We start from the raw sequence: 15,726 nt of genomic DNA, 5'->3' as shown, positions 1-15,726 counted from the left end.
CCGAAACCTCAGGCTCATTACTTTTTACGCAGCGGACCAGTCGTCCGTTTAGTGGAACAAAAACAATAATCCTGGAGATGTCATGACTACTTATCCGAAAGCCGCCCCTAGCAGCACCGACTCCATTGAGTTCTTCGAACTCAGCCACCCGTGGGGTATCGGTGTGCCGAATTGGCCTTACTTCGAAGATGTGAAGATTGAACGTATCCACTACCACGCCAAGTCCGGAGTGCTGACCCAGCGCATCACCACGGTCATGCACAGCGGCACCCATATCGATGCACCTGCGCACGTGGTCGAAGGCACACCCTTCCTTGATGAAATCCCACTTGAGCGTTTCTTCGGTACAGGCGTAGTGGTATCGATTCCGAAGAAAAAGTGGGAAGTGATCACTGCCCAGGATCTCGAAAATGCTCGTCCGCGCATTCGTCCGGGCGACATCGTCATCATCAACACCGGATGGCATCACCACTACGGCGACAACAGCCAGTACTACGCCTACTCGCCTGGCCTGTACAAAGAGGCCGGTGAGTGGCTCGCCGCCAAAGGCGTGAAAATGGTGGGTGTTGACCAGCAGGCGCTTGACCACCCACTGGCTACTGCAATCGGCCCGCATGGCGTCGGCCCACTTCTTCCTCGGGTCATGGAGGAATACAAGGCGGAAACGGGTCGTGAAGTCATTGAGGACTTCCCTCTGTGGGAGCCCGCGCACCGTGCGCTGCTCAATGCCGGTATTCCTGGTATCGAGAACGTCGGCGGCGACCTGGATAAGGTCACTGGTAAACGCGTGACCTTCGCAGCATTCCCATGGCGCTGGGAGAAAGGTGACGGCTGCATCGTGCGTCTGGTCGCCATGATTGACCCGAATCAAGACTTCCGTATTGAATCGGGCGCTGAGGAGTGAGCCATGTTCGTCACTCGAATCGATGACGCGCGGCCCTACGATCCTCCTGGTCATCACGGGATTTTCTGTCTGCGCCTTCAGGGGGCTGAAGCTACGCCTGCCGTGGATGCGGTTGTTGGCCTCTCTCACCTTCTGCCTCAAGGCAGGGCGGTGTGGGATGCATCTCCGGTTGAGAAAATCTACGTCGTGTGCAGCGGTGAAATCACCGTCTGCACAGACGACACGGAGACTGTACTCAAAGCCTTCGACACCTGCTGCATACAGGCGGGTGAGCGGCGGAGCCTGGTCAACCGCAGCAACTTGCCAGCAACCATGTTGGTGGTTATGGCGCCTCCATCACCAATTCGCAATTAGGAGAGCCCGATGGCCAAAGCATTTAGTTCGTCGAGCCGGTTCTCCGTTGCGGGCAAGGTAATCGTAATCACCGGCGCCACTGGGGCTTTGGGTTCCGCGGCAGCTCGCGCCCTGTCGGCTGAAGGTGCCAAGCTGGTTTTGGTAGCTGGAACCCGGGACAAACTGATTGAGCTCAGCAATGAGCTCAGTACAGAAGACCGTAAGGTTCTGGCTTTAACTGCGCGTCCAGATTGCGAAACGACCACCGACTGGATAGTTGCGCAAGCAGTCGAGCATTTTGGCCGTCTGGACGGGATCCTGGTTGCCTCCGGCGTGAATGACGTCAAGCCTGCGGTGGACTTTCCGGTGGCAGACTGGCAAGCCGTCATGGATGCCAACGTCCTGGGGTCCTGGTTGATGGCACGGTCGGCAGCTCGGCAGTTCATCAAACAGGGCTGGGGCGGCAAGGTGATCCTTATTTCCTCTACCCGCGGCAAGTTAGGGCACTCAGCAGGCTACAGCGCCTATTGCCCGTCCAAGCACGCCATCGACGGGCTAACCCGTTCTTTGGCATGCGAGTGGGGTGGTCAGGGAATTTGCGTCAACGCTATAGCCCCGACCGTGTTTCGCTCCCCGCTGACTGCCTGGATGTTTGACGACTCCGAGCGTGGCGCTGCCGCGCGCACCGGGATGCTCGCCCGGATTCCGCTTGGGCGCCTGGGAGAGCCCGAAGATCTGGTGGGGGCTGCCCAGTTCCTGCTCTCGGATGCCTCGGATTTCTGCACCGGGCAAATTCTTTACATTGATGGCGGTTACACCGCCGGGTAATGCCACCATGCAAGCGTTCAATATCAGCGTCATCGGCGCCGGTTTGATGGGCTTGGGCATCGCGCAGGTTTTCGCGTCTCATGGTCACCGTGTATCCCTGTTCGACACCTCGGAAGAGGTGCTCGGGCAGGTACCGGACCGGCTGCGTCATAACCTCCAGTTGCTTGATCTACCCATTCACCACGCTGAAGCAGTCACCACGTTTTCCAATCTACGAAATGCTGTAGCGAGTGCGGATTTCGTGTTTGAAGCCGGCCCAGAGAAGCTGGCCGTCAAGCAGGACATTTTTGCTCAATTGGCAGAGTTCACACCGCCGCATGCAGTGCTCGCGAGCAACACCTCGGTCATCCCGATCACTGAAATCGCAAAGGGTGTTCCAGCATCAAAGCGCTATCGGGTGGTAGGTGCCCACTGGTGGAACCCTGCTCCCCTCATTCCTTTGGTGGAAGTCGTTCGCACGGCCGATTCAGGTGAGTCCGAAATCACTTCCACCATTGATCTGCTGTTGGCATGCGGCAAGCAAGCTGTCCGCGTTAACAAAGACGTCCCTGGGTTCGTGGGTAACCGCCTGCAGCATGCCTTGTGGCGTGAAGCTCAAGCGCTGATCAGCGACGACGTTTGCGATGGTGAAACCATCGACCTGGTCGTCAAAAACAGTTTCGGCTTGAGGCTTCCGGTGTTCGGGCCGATTGAAAATGCCGACATGGTTGGTCTTGATCTGACTCAGGACATCCACTCCGTAGTTCTGGCTGATCTGAGCCAGGCAACCGGTCCGCTGCCCGCTTTGACCGAGCGTGTAGCCCGCGGAGAGCTGGGCGCCAAATCCGGCCGGGGTTTTCTGGAATGGCCGGCAGGCCGTCAACAAGCCACTAGCGAGCGGCTGTCGAAGTATCTGCTCGACGTGGCGCGAAAGAACCTGGCAGAAAAGTCGGAGCACAACCATGAGCAAGAATAAGGTCATCATCACCTGTGCCATCACGGGTGGGATTCACACCCCTACGTTGTCGCAGTATCTGCCGTACACCCCGGATCAAATCGCAGAGCAGGCAATCGAAGCTGCTCAGGCAGGTGCCGCAATTCTGCACCTGCATGCGCGTGACCCAAGCAACGGCCGACCGACCGGAAATCCGGATGTGTTCGGCCAGTTTTTGCCACGCATCAAAGAGGCTACCAAGGCGGTGATCAACCTCACTACTGGTGGCAGCCCGGACATGACACCCGAGGACCGGCTAGCCGCCGCGTTGAGGTTCAGTCCGGAAATGTGTTCCTTGAACATGGGTTCGATCAACTTCAGCTTCCACCCGCTGGCAGCGAAGGAGAGGGAGTGGCGGTTCGACTGGGAGCGTGACTACATCGCAACCAGCGATGCTTTCATCTTCCGTAACACCTTCAAGGATATCGAGCGCACGCTGGATCTGATGCGTGAGCACGGTACCCGATACGAACACGAATGCTACGACGTCGGGCATCTCTACAACCTTGCCTACTTCCTCGACAAGGGGTTGTTGAAGCCACCGCTTTTCGTTCAGGGTGTGTTTGGGATCCTGGGGGGGATTGGAGCGGACTCCGACAATCTGATGTTCATGAAACGGACAGCTGATCGCCTGTTCGGTGACGATCTGATCTGGTCCACACTTGCCGCGGGTAAAGCCCAAATGGGGATGGTCACCCAGGCCGCCTTGCTGGGGGGGCATGTCCGGGTGGGGTTGGAGGACAGCTTGTTCATCAATCGCGGGCAGCTCGCGGTGAGCAACGCGGAACAGGTGAGCAAAATTCGCCGGATTCTGGAGGAGCTGGGCTTTGAAATCGCAACGCCTGACGAAGCGCGTCAGATGTTGTCGCTGAAGGGTGGCGAAAACGTCAACTTCTGATCGTCGCGCGGGCCGCCAGGCCCGCCGCTTGTGATTGCCGGCATTTTCAGGACTGCAAGTAACCTCCGCAGACGTTCAGCAATAACAATAAAGGTGCTCAAAATGAAATTTTCCGAAGTCGCTCCCTTGCTCGATGTTGCCCCTCTCCCTCTGGAAATGGGCTATGAGCGGTTAGAGGACGGCGTGTTGCATGTGGCTTGTCGAACCGATATGCGCGGATGCACAGGAGAAATGTTTGAATGGTGGTTCAGGAGCCGGCCAGATACTCAGAAATATATCTGGTGGCACCCATTGGACCATATCGGCAGTCATTGGGCTGAGGGCGAGGAAGGTACGCACGTAGGCTCGATTCATTTGGCTGAAGAGTATTTCACAGGGCTACCAGCAGAGCAGCTGGCAATCCAATTCCAGGATGCTGCGACATTCTTTGATCCAGATGATTACAAGCGTGCAAGGGCTGACGGAGCTGTCAGCGCAGCGATTTGTGCCAACGTGGGGATGAGTTTTACTCCGCCGCGAGATGAAAGTGGAAAGGTACGCGGCGGTCGCCTCCTGCACATCGGACGGGATACTGCCTGGGGACTGGTGTTGCGGAGCCACTTCTACATGGGCCAGGACCTGCCCAGCCTGGGCAAATCGCGAGACGAAATCATTGAGGCTGTGCCCGATGAATTCGGCAGGGCTTTGCTGATGCATTGCTACAACGAATTCGTGTTTCTTTCGAAGTTCCTGCCGTCGCTCTACATAGGCGAACATCGTGACGAGCGGCCCGTGATCCTTCCGTGGTGAAAGCCGGTATTGACAAGGGTAGTTACGGGCCAGGATCTGTTGACAGGTCGGTTTCCTGTCGCTGTCGTCGTTCGCGTCCGTCCAGGGAAGCTAGGCCGATCGGTGAGGTGTCTGTTGCCTGGGTTTGCCGCGTTCTTGGCTGAAAGCGACATCGGCATATTCCAGGGCGGCAGGAAGGCACACTGGCTTCCTGTTGGAGCTGGCTCGTCGGCACACCGACAAGCCAGCTCCTGGGGGCCAGCGTTCGGAGGACGATCAGAAGTCGTAGCGCAGGGTCACGGTCGCGTTGCGTGGCGCGCCGTAATGGCCGTAGCTGCCAGCCATGCCGGCGTAGTACTTCTCGTCGAACAGGTTGTTGACGTTGAGGGTGGCGGCCAGGTGTTCGTTGACCTTGTAGCGCGCCATCAGGCTGGCGACGAAGTAGTCGTCCTGGGTGACCCGGCTGGCGTAGCGGGAGAAGTACAGCGACGACGCCGAGTTCCAGTTCAGCCCGCCACCCAGGGTGAGTTTTTCCCAGGCCCCGGGCAGGCGGTAGGTGTTCCAGAACCGCCAGGTGTCCATGGGCAGTTGCGAGGTCAGGCGCACGCCGTCGGCGTCTTCGGTACGGGTATGGCTGTAGCCGGTGTAGACATTCCAGCCGGGCAGTACTTCGCCCGACAGTTCCAGGTCGATGCCCTTGGTTTGCGCTCCGTCCACCGCTTTCGAGGCGGTCGCGCCACTGGGTGCCAGCTCGTTGGTGGCTTCGGCGAAGTTGTCGCGTTGCACCAGGTAGGCAGCCACGTTGGCATTCAGCCGACCGTCGAGGAATTCACCCTTCCAGCCCAGTTCATAGTTCTTGCCGACTTCCGGATCCAGCGGCCTGCCAGAGATGTCGACGTTGCTCTGTGGCTTGAAGATGTCGGTGTAGCTGGCGTAGACCGACTGCTCCGGCGTCAGGTCATAGACCACACCCGCGTAAGGCGTCACTACGCCACGCTCGGTCATCGAATAGGTGGTCGGTGCCACGGGGCTGTCGATGATGCCCAGGCTGTAGTCGAACCGGTAGCTCGATGCCCGCGCACCGAGGATCAGGTGCAGGCTGTCCGTCACGTTGAAGCGGCCCGCGGCGAAGTAGCCGCTCTGGCGGTTGAAGATGTCGTACTTGATGCTCGGTGAAAGCTCGTCGTCTCCCGGTTTGGGGGTCTGGTTGCGCCAGGTGAAATAGTTGATGTCCATATCGGGGCCGGCATATTCGCGGTGCTGGTTCTGGTACTCCAGGTAGTTGAAGCCGACGATCAGCTCGTGGGTCTGGCCCAGCAGCTCGAACGGTCCCTGAAGGTTGGCATCGATGCCTTTCTGGTACTGGTTCGCCGAGGCCACCCCGGCGCTGATGGAGGTCGAGCCGTCCGGCTCCAGATAGGAGCGGTTGGTGCGGGTCGAGACGTAGGAGGAGAAGGTGTCGCGCTCGACATCCATGTAGTTGGCGGCGACCTTCAACTGCCAGTCATTGGCCAGTTGCTGTTCCAGGCCGAGGCTGTAGTTGCTGGTTTCGTAGTCGTCGTAGCCCCAACGGGCGTCCGAGCTGTTCGAGCGGGACAGGCGGGTCTTTTCGCCATTGGTGTAGATCAGCGGCACTCCCGGCGCCCCGTTGACCTTGTACGTCTGCCGGTCGATTCCGAAGCGCACCAGGGTGCTGTCGGTGATGTCCGCTTCCAGCACGCCGTAGAAGAGGCCACGGTCCTGGCTGTACCAGTCCATGAAGGTGTGGTTGTCCTGCTCGGCGGCGACGAAACGCCCGCGTACCTTGCCGTTCTCGGTCAGCGGGCCGGAGACATCGGCTTCGGCGCGGTAGTAGTCCCAGGAGCCGATCCCCGCCTGGACGTAGGACTTGAACTCGCGGGTCGGGCGCTTGCGCATCACGTTGATCACCGCGCTGGGGTCGCCGGCGCCGGTCATCAGGCCGGTGGCGCCGCGGACGATCTCGATACGGTCGTAGAGCGCCATGTCCAGCAGGGTGTTGGGCATGTTGCGGGTCTGGTTGTCCTGGAAGGTGGTCACCCCGTCGAACTGATAGGTATTGATGCCGCTGCCCCGCGAGTAGATGTTGAAGCGCTCGCCGCCATCCTGGGACATGGTGATGCCAGGGGTCTGGTTGAGCACTTCGGTCATGTTGCCCAGGTGCTGGTCGTCCATGCGCTGGCGGGTGACCACGGTGATGGTCTGCGGGGTCTCGCGGATCGACAGGTTCATCCGGGTCGCCGTGCTCGTCGAGCCGGTGGTGTACGAGCCGGTGCCTTCGGTGGTGGCGCCGAGGCCCGTGGCATTGACGCTGGTGGCACCCAGTTCGAGGGCATCGCCCGGCGCGCGGGTCGGCTCCAGGGCGTAGTTGCCGCCGGCATTGATCGGTGCCAGGCCGGTGCCGAGCAGCAGGCGCTGCAACCCTTCGTCCACCGTGAAGTGGCCGTCCAGGCCCGGACTGCGCTTGCCCGCGGTGAGGCGCGAGTCCACCGACAGGAGGATGCCGGCCTCGCTGGCGAAGCGGTTCAGGGCCTGGTCGAGATTGCCGGCGGGGATGGCGTAGGTGCGGCTCTGTTCGGCGGTCGCCGCCTGCGCCGGGGCGATGGCGCCGGGCAGCAGCGGGGCGCTGGCGAGCAGGCCGGCGAACACGGCGCGGCTGATGGAAAGGTTCAGCGGCGAGCGCTGGGAAGCGGGCAGATGGGGCACTCCGGGATCCTCTTGAGAATGCGTCTTTATTGGTTTCAGGAGGTATCCCGAGCGAGTCGGAAAAAACGTCATCGAGCCGATGAAGTTTTTTGTGCGGTCGTTTTTTGCGGGCAGTCAGGCAGTGGTGCGGGGAGTGATGGTCACCCAGTAGCGGGTGAGGCGGTGGATCTCGACCGGCAGCGATTGCTCCAGCGCCGCCAGCACGCGATCGGTGTCGGCCAGGGGAAACACGCCGGTCAGCGGCAGTGCCGCCACCGCCGGGTCGCAGCGCAGCACCCCGGGTCGATGGCGTGACAGCTCGCCGACGAACTGGCCGAGGGGCATGCGTTCGGCGATCAGGCGCCCGTCGCGCCAGGCCATGGCATCGCGCTGCGCCGTGCCGAGCGGGCCGAAGCGTGCGGCGTCGAACCAGCACCGTTGGCCCGCCCGCAGGCGCAGGGCCGCGGCGTTGCGCGGACGCAGTTCGAGGGCGCCCTCATACAGTTCGACGCGGCTGCCGCCGTCGACTTCGTACACCGAGAACAGCGTACCCAACGCCTGGATTTCGCCGGCGGCGGTCTCCACGATCAGTGGGCGTGCGCTGGCGTCATGACCGCTGTCCAGGAGCAGTTCGCCGCTGAGCAACTGGATGCGCCGCTGCGTCGCGTCGTAGCGGATGTTCACCGCGCTGGCGCTGTTCAGGCTCAGGCGGCTGCCGTCGCTCAAGGTCCGTTGCAGGCGTTCGCCGGTGCCGCTGCGCAGATCGGCCATGGCCTCGCGCCAGGGCAACTGGCGCTGGGCCAGATAGCCGCTGCCACCGGCCACCAGGAGCAGGCCGAGCAGCTTGAGGGTCTGGCGCTTGCGCGCGTCCGGCAACTGCCGCAGCACCTGGCTGGCGGTGCCCGCGGGCACGCCGGCAAGGGTGCCCTGCAGGTGTTCCAGGCGTTGCCAGGCGCGCCGGTGTTCGGGGTCGGCGGCCTGCCAGGCGGCGAAACGGTTCTGCTGCTCGGCGTCCAGTTCACCGCCCCAGTGCAGCATCAGCCAGTGGCTGGCCTGCTCGATCACGGCGGGGGCGATGGGCGCATGCGGGGACGGGTTCATTCGGCGTAGAGCACCTGGTAGCAGGCCTGGATCGCCCGGGTCATGTACTTCTGCACGGAGCTCAGGCTGATGCCCAGGCGCTCGGCGATCTGCGGGTAGGTCAGGCCCTCGAACTGCGACAGCAGGAAGGTCTCGCGCACCTTGCCCGGCATGGCATCGAGCATGCTGTCGATCTGCAGCAGGGTTTCGATGACCAGGGCACGGGTTTCCAGCGACGGCGACTGCGGCTCCGGCAGATGGCCGATGCTGTCCAGGTAGGCCTGTTCGATTCGCTGGCGGCGCCACTGGTCGATGACCAGGTTGCGGGCGATCTGCGCCAGGTAGCTGCGGCCCTCGCCGACGCTGGGCAGGCGGCCGCTGACCAGCAGGCGCAGGAAGGTGTCGTGGGCGATGTCCGCCGCCCGTTCGCGGTCGCCCAGGCGCTTGCGCAGCCAGCCCTGCAACCAGCCGTTATGGTCGCGGTACAGGCCGTGCAGTTCGTGTTGCAGCGGGGAAGGGGGCGTTGCGCTGACCACCTGGAACTCCTGAATCGCACCGATACGGATAAGAATGGGTCGCAATTGTATTCAGGCTTCAGAGGTTTGGGAACAGGCGCTCAGCTCAGGGTCGTCATTCTTTCCAGCTGTGCGCTCGAGGGAAAGCCCAGGGTTCGGTAGCGGGGCGGGTAGGCCTCCACCGGCTCCAGCAAGCCCGCCGCGTGTTCCTCGATCTGCGTCCATTCCACCAGCCGGGTATTGCTCACGCCGTCCTCGCCCAGCGCCACCAGCGCTACCCGGTCGGTCCTCGGCAGCAGGCTGGCGACGCTTTGCGTCCAGCTGCACAGGGAGAAGGTGCAGCCACCGCTGTCGGCCCGTTCGTAGAGCAGGTAGGTGGCGACGAACAGGTCTTCGGCGCGTTCGGCGTGGAGCCTGTCGAGGAGTTCCTTCTGCGTGTGATAGGCGCCTTGCCACATCAGTTGCTGCAGGGTTGCCAGGCGCGCCCGCAGGGGCTCGTCGGCGGGGGTGAAGGGCACGATGCGCAGGTCCTGGAACGTCAGCATCTGGCCGGAGACGACACGGCCACCTTCCTGGGCCTGGAAGCACAGCTCGACCATCTGCCGCAGGGCCGGTTCGTCACGATCGCCGGCCACCAGCAGGATGTCGCTGGTGGGGATCATGAACACCGGCTGGCCCTTGATCGGCGCGCGTTGCAGCACGTCCGGCAACAGCGCGCGGCTGATGTCGTAACCGTCGCCCCAGCGGCCGATGTACAGGCCGGGGATGATCTCCTCGAACGCCTCCAGGGTGTCCGCGCGCAGGTTGTCGCGGGCGATCGCCAGGGCCTCGTCGATGTCCACGCCCCAATGGGCCTCCGGGCCCTTGGTCAGGGTCGCGGTGGACTCGGGATGATCGATGGCCAGCAGCACCACGCAATCCCTGGCCAGCGGGCGCTGCACCACGGCGTAGGTGGCATCGCGGCCCTCGCTGCGCAGGTGGTGCAGGCGTACTTCTTCGAGCATGGCCCGGTTGCGGATCACCGGGCGCAGCCGCGCGCGGACGTCGTCGAAGCCGCGCGCGGTGTTGTCCCGCGACCTCAGCAGGGTCGCCACGTAGCCCTCCAGCACCGCGGCCTTGCCTGGCCTGTCGGCGTTCTGGTAGTCGCGGAAGGCGTTGTGCAGGTTGAAGTAGGCGCCGTCGCCATGGCGGATGCGAAATTCGTCGGCGAGGTAGTCCAGCGGTTCGCGATAGCCCGCGTCGCGCGCGGCCGCGATCAGCTTGCGGGCGAAGCCCCGGGCGTCGAGGGGGCGGTTGAAGACTTTGTCGAGCAGGGCGCCGAGCATGCGGGAGGCTCCTCCATGAGTGCGGATGTTCCGTGCGCCGCGCCACGACGGCACGAGCTTCTCAAAGACCCTGAGTGCGGCGGGAAATTCATTTAGTGCCGACGAATATGACCGATCGGTGACGCTTATCCGTTGGAAATGAGCGATCGGTCACAGCCGGCGCTGGCGAGGAAGGTCGCGCGGTCACCGGCATCGCGCAGGCGGATCACCGGTACCTGCGCCGCGACGGCCAGGCGCACCTGGTCGATGACGGGGCGGTAGTCACGGTCGAAGGTCCAGACGTACTTGAGGAAGGCGAAGAAGGCCTTGTCGATGCGCTCGCGGCAGCCGTGCGGCAGATCGGGGCGTGGCCGGTTCAGCAGGCTGCGCAGGATCACCCGGCGCAGGCAGGTCAGGCGCGGGGTGTCGAGCCAGATCACCAGGTCGGCGCGGGGCAGGCGCAGGTCGAAGGTCTTGCGTGCGTAGTTGCCTTCGCAGATCCAGGTGTCGGACGCCACGGCCTCGCGCACCCGCTGGCGAAACAGCGTGGTGTCCGCTTCGATCCAGTCCGGCTCCCAGAACAATCGGTCCAGGTGCACCACCGGCACCCCCAGGCGCTGGCCAAGCTGGCGCGCCAGGGTCGATTTGCCGCTGCCGGCGTTGCCGAGTATGACGATGCGTTGCATGGGCAGTCCTTTGCGCAAAAAAAGCGCGGGAGTCTACTGCAACGGCCGAGGGTTTGGAAACACTGGACCCGGTCGGGAAGGACATCCGCATCCATGGGGCAGGCTCATGCCGTAGCGACCAGGTGAAAGTACAGTTCCAGCCCGAGCCGCTGTCCGCCGCGCACCCGGCTGATGGCATGCCGGGTGGTGATCGGGTAGTAGCCATGGCCGCCGGCGACAGGGCGGCGGTGACTGGGGAAGAAGGCGATATCGCCATGGCGCAGGGGTACGACCAACGGCCTGGATTGCAGGCGCGGGCGCTGTTCAGTGAGCAGCAGTTCGCCGCCGCTGAAGTCCTCGCCGGGCGCGGAGAACAGCGCGACCATCTGCAGCGGAAAGGCCAGCGTGTCCGCGCCACGGTGGCGCAGCGCCAGGTAGTCCTGCTCGCCCAGTCGGGTGAAGCGGGACGGGTCGACGGCCTGGCCGGCGGCGCGGCACTGCGCCTGGAATTCGCTGAACTGCCGCGGGTAGCGACCGGGCTGGTCGAAGCGCGCGCGCCAGTGGTTGGCGACTTCGGCCAGTGCCGGATAGAAGGTCGCCTGCAGGGTGCGCAGCAACCCCCAGGAGCCGAAGTGTGCCTCCCGCAGGTAGCCGGGGAGCAGGATGAAGCCGTCTTCGTCGAGGCGTTCGAGCAGGTCAGCGGGCATCATGGAAGATCACTCCCAGGGTGTGCCGCTGGCCGGCCCGCACGCGGCTGACGCCATGGCGCATCAGCACCTTGCGCGTGCCCTTGCGCAGCCCCGCCTGCGGACGTTCGGCCACGGCGAAGATGAGCGCATCGCCTTGTTCCAGCGGGACCACTTCGGCGCGATGTTCGCGGCTGGAATACTCGGTCAGGCAGAATTCACCGCCTTCGAAATCGACGCCCGGGCGGGACAGCAGGATCGCCATCTGCAACGGAAAGTGCAGGTCGCCGTAGAGGTCCTGGTGCAGGCAGTTGTAGTCGCCGCCGCGGTATTGCAGGAGCAGCGGCGTGGGCCGGCATTGGCCGGCGGCGTGGCATTGCGCGAGGAAGGCGGCGAGGCTCGCGGGAAAGCGTGTCGGCTTGCCGAGCCTGGCGTTCCACTCATTGGCGAGGCTGGCCAGGGGTGGGTAGAAGGATTGCCGCAGGTCTTCCACCACGGTTGGCAGCGGGTAGCGGAAATACTGGTATTCACCGCGGCCGAAGCCGTGGCGGGCCATGACGATGCGCGAGCGGAACAGGGACTCCCGCTGGTACAGGGCGACGAGGTCCCGGCATTTTCCGGCATCGAGCAGGGCGGGCAGGCGAGCGTAGCCGGACTGGTTCAGGGACTGGTACAGGGCGGGCCAGTCCGGTTCTGGGAGGGTAGGGGGAAAGGCAAGCTGGAGACTGGTCTGCATGGTGTGGGCCCTGGTCCTGTGGTGGGTTCAGGATAGGTGTCCGGATCGAGTGGAGAACTCCGTTCCTTGCGTTCGAACCTGACGGCCTCATCGCGGGCAACGCCCATTCCCACAAGGACCGCGTCGGCCACACGTCCTGGGGCCGGCCCAGGACATTGTGGGAGCGGGCGTTGCCCGCGATGGCGTGCGCCGCGACACCACCGTTGCCAGTGCCATGACTTTCCCTCATACCCCCATGACTTTATGTGGTTCCAGCCCCGCCCCGGCGCGGTGATACAAAACCGGCAAACACACCCACCAACAACAAAGAGTGTTTGCAGATGAAAGAACTTGACCTGTACATCGGTGAAGGTTTCGAAGGCCCGGGCGTCAACGCGGCGCACATCAACATCCTCATCGGCCCGCGCAACGGCCCCGCCGGCCAGGCCTTCGCCAACAGCCTCGCCTCGCCGAGCCAGGGCCATTGCCCGTTCATGGTGATCGCCCAGCCGAACATCCCGGTCAAGCCGATGACCCTGTACGTGAACAAGGCCGCCATCGACGGCGAGCTGCACGGCAACGCCACCTGGGGCGCATCCCAGGCCGGGATCGCCAGGGCGGTCAGCGAAGCCCTGCTCGACGGTACCCTGCCGGCCGAAGCCGAGGACGAATGGGCGATCGTCACCGCCAACTGGGTCAACCCCGCCTGCGACGACCTCGATGCTGTCTACCTGAACAACTACAACGCCTGCCGCACCGCGATCCGCGCCGCCCTGACCGGCAAGCCGGAACGCGCGCAGCTGGCCGATGTGGTTGGCCGCATCAGCAACCCGTTCTACACCCCGAAAGCCTGAGGTCGCCGCCATGCAAACCATTCGTTTGGGCAATTCCGGCCTGGAAGTCTCGCGCCTGTGCCTGGGCACTATGAACATGGGCACCCCGGACTGGAAACCGTGGATCTTCGACGAGAAGCAGAGCGAGCCGATCGTCGCCCACGCCCTGGCCAACGGGGTCAACTTCATCGACCTGGCCGACTTCTATTCCGCCGGCGTCGGCGAGGAAGTGGTGGGGCGCATCGTCAAGCGCCTGGCCCGTCGCGCAGACCTGGTGATCACCACCAAGGTCGGCTACGGCACCCGCGGCGGGATCAACGCCAGCGGTCATTCGCGCAAGCACATCATGGACAGCATCGACGCCTCCCTGACCCGTTTGGGCATGGACTACGTCGACCTGTACATGCTGCATTTCTTCGACGTGAACACGCCGGTGGAAGAGACCATGGGCGCGCTCAACGACATCGTCAAAGCCGGCAAGGCCCGCTATATCGGCGTGTCCACCATGCTCACCGGGCAACTGGCGAAGATCCTCCTGTGCTGCGAGCGCAATGGCTGGGTCAAGCCGATCAACATGCAGTTGCAGTTGAACCTCGCCTACCGCGAGGAAGAGCGCGAGATGATCCCGTTCTGCCGCGACCAGGGCCTTGGCGTCTCGGTGTTCAGCCCGCTGGCCCGCGGCCTGCTGACCGGCGACGTGCAGTCGACGCGCAACCAGACCGACTTCTTCACCCAGCAGATGTACAGCGACGAGGCGTCCTTCGAGATCGCCCGCTCGGTGCAGCGCGTGGCCCGTGCCCGCGGTGTGTCCAACGCCCAGGTGGCCCAGGCCTGGGCGCTGCAGCATGGCGGCGTCGACTGCATGCTGGTGGGCGCCGACACCACCGCGCAGTTCGACAGCGCCCTGGCGGCCCTGGAGACCCGTCTGGATGCCGAGGAGCTGCACGAACTGGAACGCAACTACACGCCGTGCGACGTGATCAACGACTACACCGCCGGCAAGCGCATCCTGCGCACCCCGCGCCCGGGCATCGAGCGTTTCCTGCTGAGCGAGGCGGTGGCATGAGCGGCCTGCTGCGCAACGGCAACTACATCGACGGCCAATGGACCACTGGCGGCGCCACCTACACGGTCAACGACCCGGCCAGTGGCGAGCCGATCACCCAGGTACGGAAGGCCGGCGCCGAGGAAACCCGCCTGGCCATCGCCGCCGCCGAGCGCGCCCTGCCGGCCTGGCGCGGGCTGACCGCGAAAGAGCGCAGCCAGCGTCTGCGTCGCTGGGCCGAGCTGATGCTGGGCAACCAGCGCGAACTGGCGACCCTGATGTGCCGCGAACAGGGCAAGCCCCTGGCCGAGGCCATGGGCGAGGTGGTCTACGCGGCGAGCTTCCTCGAATGGTTCGCCGAGGAAGCCAAGCGTGCCTACGGCGATGTGATCCCCAGCCACAAGGCCGATGCGCGCATCGTCGTGGTCAAGGAAGCGATCGGCGTGGTCGCCGCGATCACGCCGTGGAACTTCCCCCTGGCCATGGTCACGCGCAAGGTCGGTCCGGCCTTGGCGGCGGGTTGCACGATGGTGCTCAAGCCGTCCGAGGAAACCCCGCTGTCGGCCTTCGCCCTGGCGGTGCTGGCCGAGCAGGCCGGTATTCCCGCCGGCGTGTTCAACATCGTCTCCGGCGATGCCGTGGCGATTGGCGGCGCGCTGCAAGCCTCCAGCGTGGTGCGCAAGCTGTCCTTCACCGGTTCGACCCGCACCGGCAAGCTGCTGATGCGCCAGGCCGCCGACACGTTGAAGAAGGTCTCTCTGGAACTGGGCGGCAATGCCCCCTTCATCGTCTTCGACGACGCCGACCTGGACGCGGCGGTGAAAGGCGCCATGGCCTCGAAATTCCGCAACACCGGGCAGACCTGCGTGTGCGTCAACCGCTTCTTCATCCAGGACGGGGTGTACGACGCCTTCGTCGACAAACTGGCCGAAGCGGTCAAGGCCATGCGCGTCGGCGCGGCGCTGGAGGGCGAGACCGAGCAGGGCCCGCTGATCAACGCCGCCGCTCTGGCCAAGGTCGAGGCCCATGTCGGCGATGCCCTGGAGAAGGGCGCGCGCCTGGTCTGCGGCGGTCGTCGGCATGCCCTCGGCGGGACCTTCTTCGAGCCCACCGTGCTCGCCGAGGCCGGTCGCGACATGCTCATCGCCAGCGACGAGACCTTCGGTCCGGTGGCCGCCTGCTTCCGCTTCAAGGACGAAGCCGAGGTGCTGCAGGCCGCCAACGACACGCCCTACGGTCTCTCGGCGTACTTCTACAGCCGCGATATCGGCCGTGTCTGGCGCATGGCCGAAGGCCTGGAGGCGGGCATGGTCGGGATCAACGAAGGGGTGATTTCCACCGAGCTCGCGCCGTTTGGCGGCATCAAGGAATCGGGCCTGGGGCGCGAAGGCTCGAAGTACGGCCTGGACGAATACCTGGAGATCAAATACCTGCTGATGGGCGGACTCTGAGCCCCAGGCAGGCACCGCCGGCAAC

Annotated in this window: 16 protein-coding genes; 9 read left to right on the top strand and 7 right to left on the bottom strand. The window is 64.0% G+C overall.

Annotated elements, in window-relative coordinates:
* The first annotated feature begins 82 nt into the window (after window positions 1-82).
* The 6 genes from CHB99_RS23050 to CHB99_RS23025 all read left to right on the top strand — a co-directional run bounded on the left by CHB99_RS23050 (window position 83) and on the right by CHB99_RS23025 (window position 4,725).
* Complete coding sequence (locus tag CHB99_RS23050; RefSeq protein WP_042128562.1) at window positions 83-904, top strand: cyclase family protein; 822 nt, start codon at window positions 83-85, stop codon at window positions 902-904.
* Window positions 905-907: 3 nt separating this feature from the next.
* On the top strand, window positions 908-1,258 hold the full coding sequence (locus CHB99_RS23045; protein ID WP_042128563.1) for a cupin domain-containing protein: 351 nt from the start codon (window positions 908-910) through the stop codon (window positions 1,256-1,258).
* 9 nt (window positions 1,259-1,267) lie between these two features.
* A complete protein-coding gene (locus CHB99_RS23040) occupies window positions 1,268-2,065 on the top strand; it encodes an SDR family NAD(P)-dependent oxidoreductase (protein ID WP_042128565.1) in 798 nt (265 codons plus the stop codon).
* Window positions 2,066-2,072: 7 nt separating this feature from the next.
* Window positions 2,073-3,020 (top strand): 3-hydroxyacyl-CoA dehydrogenase family protein, encoded by a 948-nt coding sequence (locus tag CHB99_RS23035; RefSeq protein WP_042128567.1) that lies wholly within the window; start codon window positions 2,073-2,075, stop codon window positions 3,018-3,020.
* Complete coding sequence (gene kce / locus CHB99_RS23030; protein WP_042128569.1) at window positions 3,007-3,936, top strand: 3,5-dioxohexanoate:acetyl-CoA acetone transferase; 930 nt, start codon at window positions 3,007-3,009, stop codon at window positions 3,934-3,936. The genes CHB99_RS23035 and kce overlap by 14 nt, the downstream gene beginning before the upstream one ends.
* Before the next feature lie 102 nt (window positions 3,937-4,038).
* Window positions 4,039-4,725: a DAPG hydrolase family protein gene (locus tag CHB99_RS23025; RefSeq protein ID WP_042128571.1), complete on the top strand. Its 687-nt coding sequence runs from the start codon at window positions 4,039-4,041 to the stop codon at window positions 4,723-4,725.
* A gap of 255 nt (window positions 4,726-4,980) precedes the next feature.
* On the opposite strand, the gene CHB99_RS23020 is transcribed toward CHB99_RS23025, so the two are convergent.
* From CHB99_RS23020 to CHB99_RS22990, 7 genes are all read right to left on the bottom strand, one after another.
* Window positions 4,981-7,428, bottom strand: coding sequence for a TonB-dependent siderophore receptor (locus CHB99_RS23020; RefSeq protein ID WP_042128573.1), 2,448 nt, complete (start codon window positions 7,426-7,428; stop codon window positions 4,981-4,983).
* Between the two features lie 114 nt (window positions 7,429-7,542).
* Entirely contained in the window at window positions 7,543-8,508 is a 966-nt protein-coding gene (locus tag CHB99_RS23015; RefSeq protein ID WP_042128576.1) for a FecR domain-containing protein, read from the bottom strand.
* On the bottom strand, window positions 8,505-9,023 hold the full coding sequence (locus CHB99_RS23010; RefSeq protein WP_042128578.1) for a sigma-70 family RNA polymerase sigma factor: 519 nt from the start codon (window positions 9,021-9,023) through the stop codon (window positions 8,505-8,507). The genes CHB99_RS23015 and CHB99_RS23010 overlap by 4 nt, the downstream gene beginning before the upstream one ends.
* A gap of 80 nt (window positions 9,024-9,103) precedes the next feature.
* A complete protein-coding gene (locus tag CHB99_RS23005) occupies window positions 9,104-10,327 on the bottom strand; it encodes a DUF1444 domain-containing protein (RefSeq protein ID WP_042128580.1) in 1,224 nt (407 codons plus the stop codon).
* Window positions 10,328-10,452: 125 nt separating this feature from the next.
* Complete coding sequence (locus CHB99_RS23000; protein WP_042128582.1) at window positions 10,453-10,992, bottom strand: P-loop NTPase family protein; 540 nt, start codon at window positions 10,990-10,992, stop codon at window positions 10,453-10,455.
* A gap of 104 nt (window positions 10,993-11,096) precedes the next feature.
* The gene (locus CHB99_RS22995) at window positions 11,097-11,681 is read right to left on the bottom strand and encodes a 2OG-Fe(II) oxygenase (protein WP_042128584.1); all 585 of its coding nucleotides are present in this window, start codon (window positions 11,679-11,681) and stop codon (window positions 11,097-11,099) included.
* On the bottom strand, window positions 11,668-12,393 hold the full coding sequence (locus tag CHB99_RS22990; protein ID WP_042128586.1) for a 2OG-Fe(II) oxygenase: 726 nt from the start codon (window positions 12,391-12,393) through the stop codon (window positions 11,668-11,670). Before CHB99_RS22990 ends, CHB99_RS22995 begins: the two co-directional genes overlap by 14 nt.
* Window positions 12,394-12,713: 320 nt before the next feature.
* On the opposite strand from CHB99_RS22990, the gene fae reads away from it, so the two are divergent.
* From fae to CHB99_RS22975, 3 genes are read left to right on the top strand one after another with little or no spacing between them, the layout of a single operon-like run.
* Window positions 12,714-13,226, top strand: a complete 513-nt coding sequence (gene fae, locus CHB99_RS22985; RefSeq protein WP_042128588.1) for a formaldehyde-activating enzyme — start codon at window positions 12,714-12,716, stop codon at window positions 13,224-13,226.
* 10 nt (window positions 13,227-13,236) lie between these two features.
* A complete protein-coding gene (locus tag CHB99_RS22980; RefSeq protein WP_042128590.1) occupies window positions 13,237-14,271 on the top strand; it encodes an aldo/keto reductase in 1,035 nt (344 codons plus the stop codon).
* Window positions 14,268-15,701, top strand: coding sequence for an NAD-dependent succinate-semialdehyde dehydrogenase (locus CHB99_RS22975; RefSeq protein ID WP_042128591.1), 1,434 nt, complete (start codon window positions 14,268-14,270; stop codon window positions 15,699-15,701). Before CHB99_RS22980 ends, CHB99_RS22975 begins: the two co-directional genes overlap by 4 nt.
* Window positions 15,702-15,726 lie beyond the last annotated feature (25 nt).

The sequence above is a fragment of the Pseudomonas japonica genome (assembly GCF_900188455.1).
In the GTDB taxonomy this organism is placed as follows: Bacteria; Pseudomonadota; Gammaproteobacteria; order Pseudomonadales; family Pseudomonadaceae; genus Aquipseudomonas; species Aquipseudomonas japonica.
This window is presented reverse-complemented; position numbering and strand designations above follow the sequence as displayed.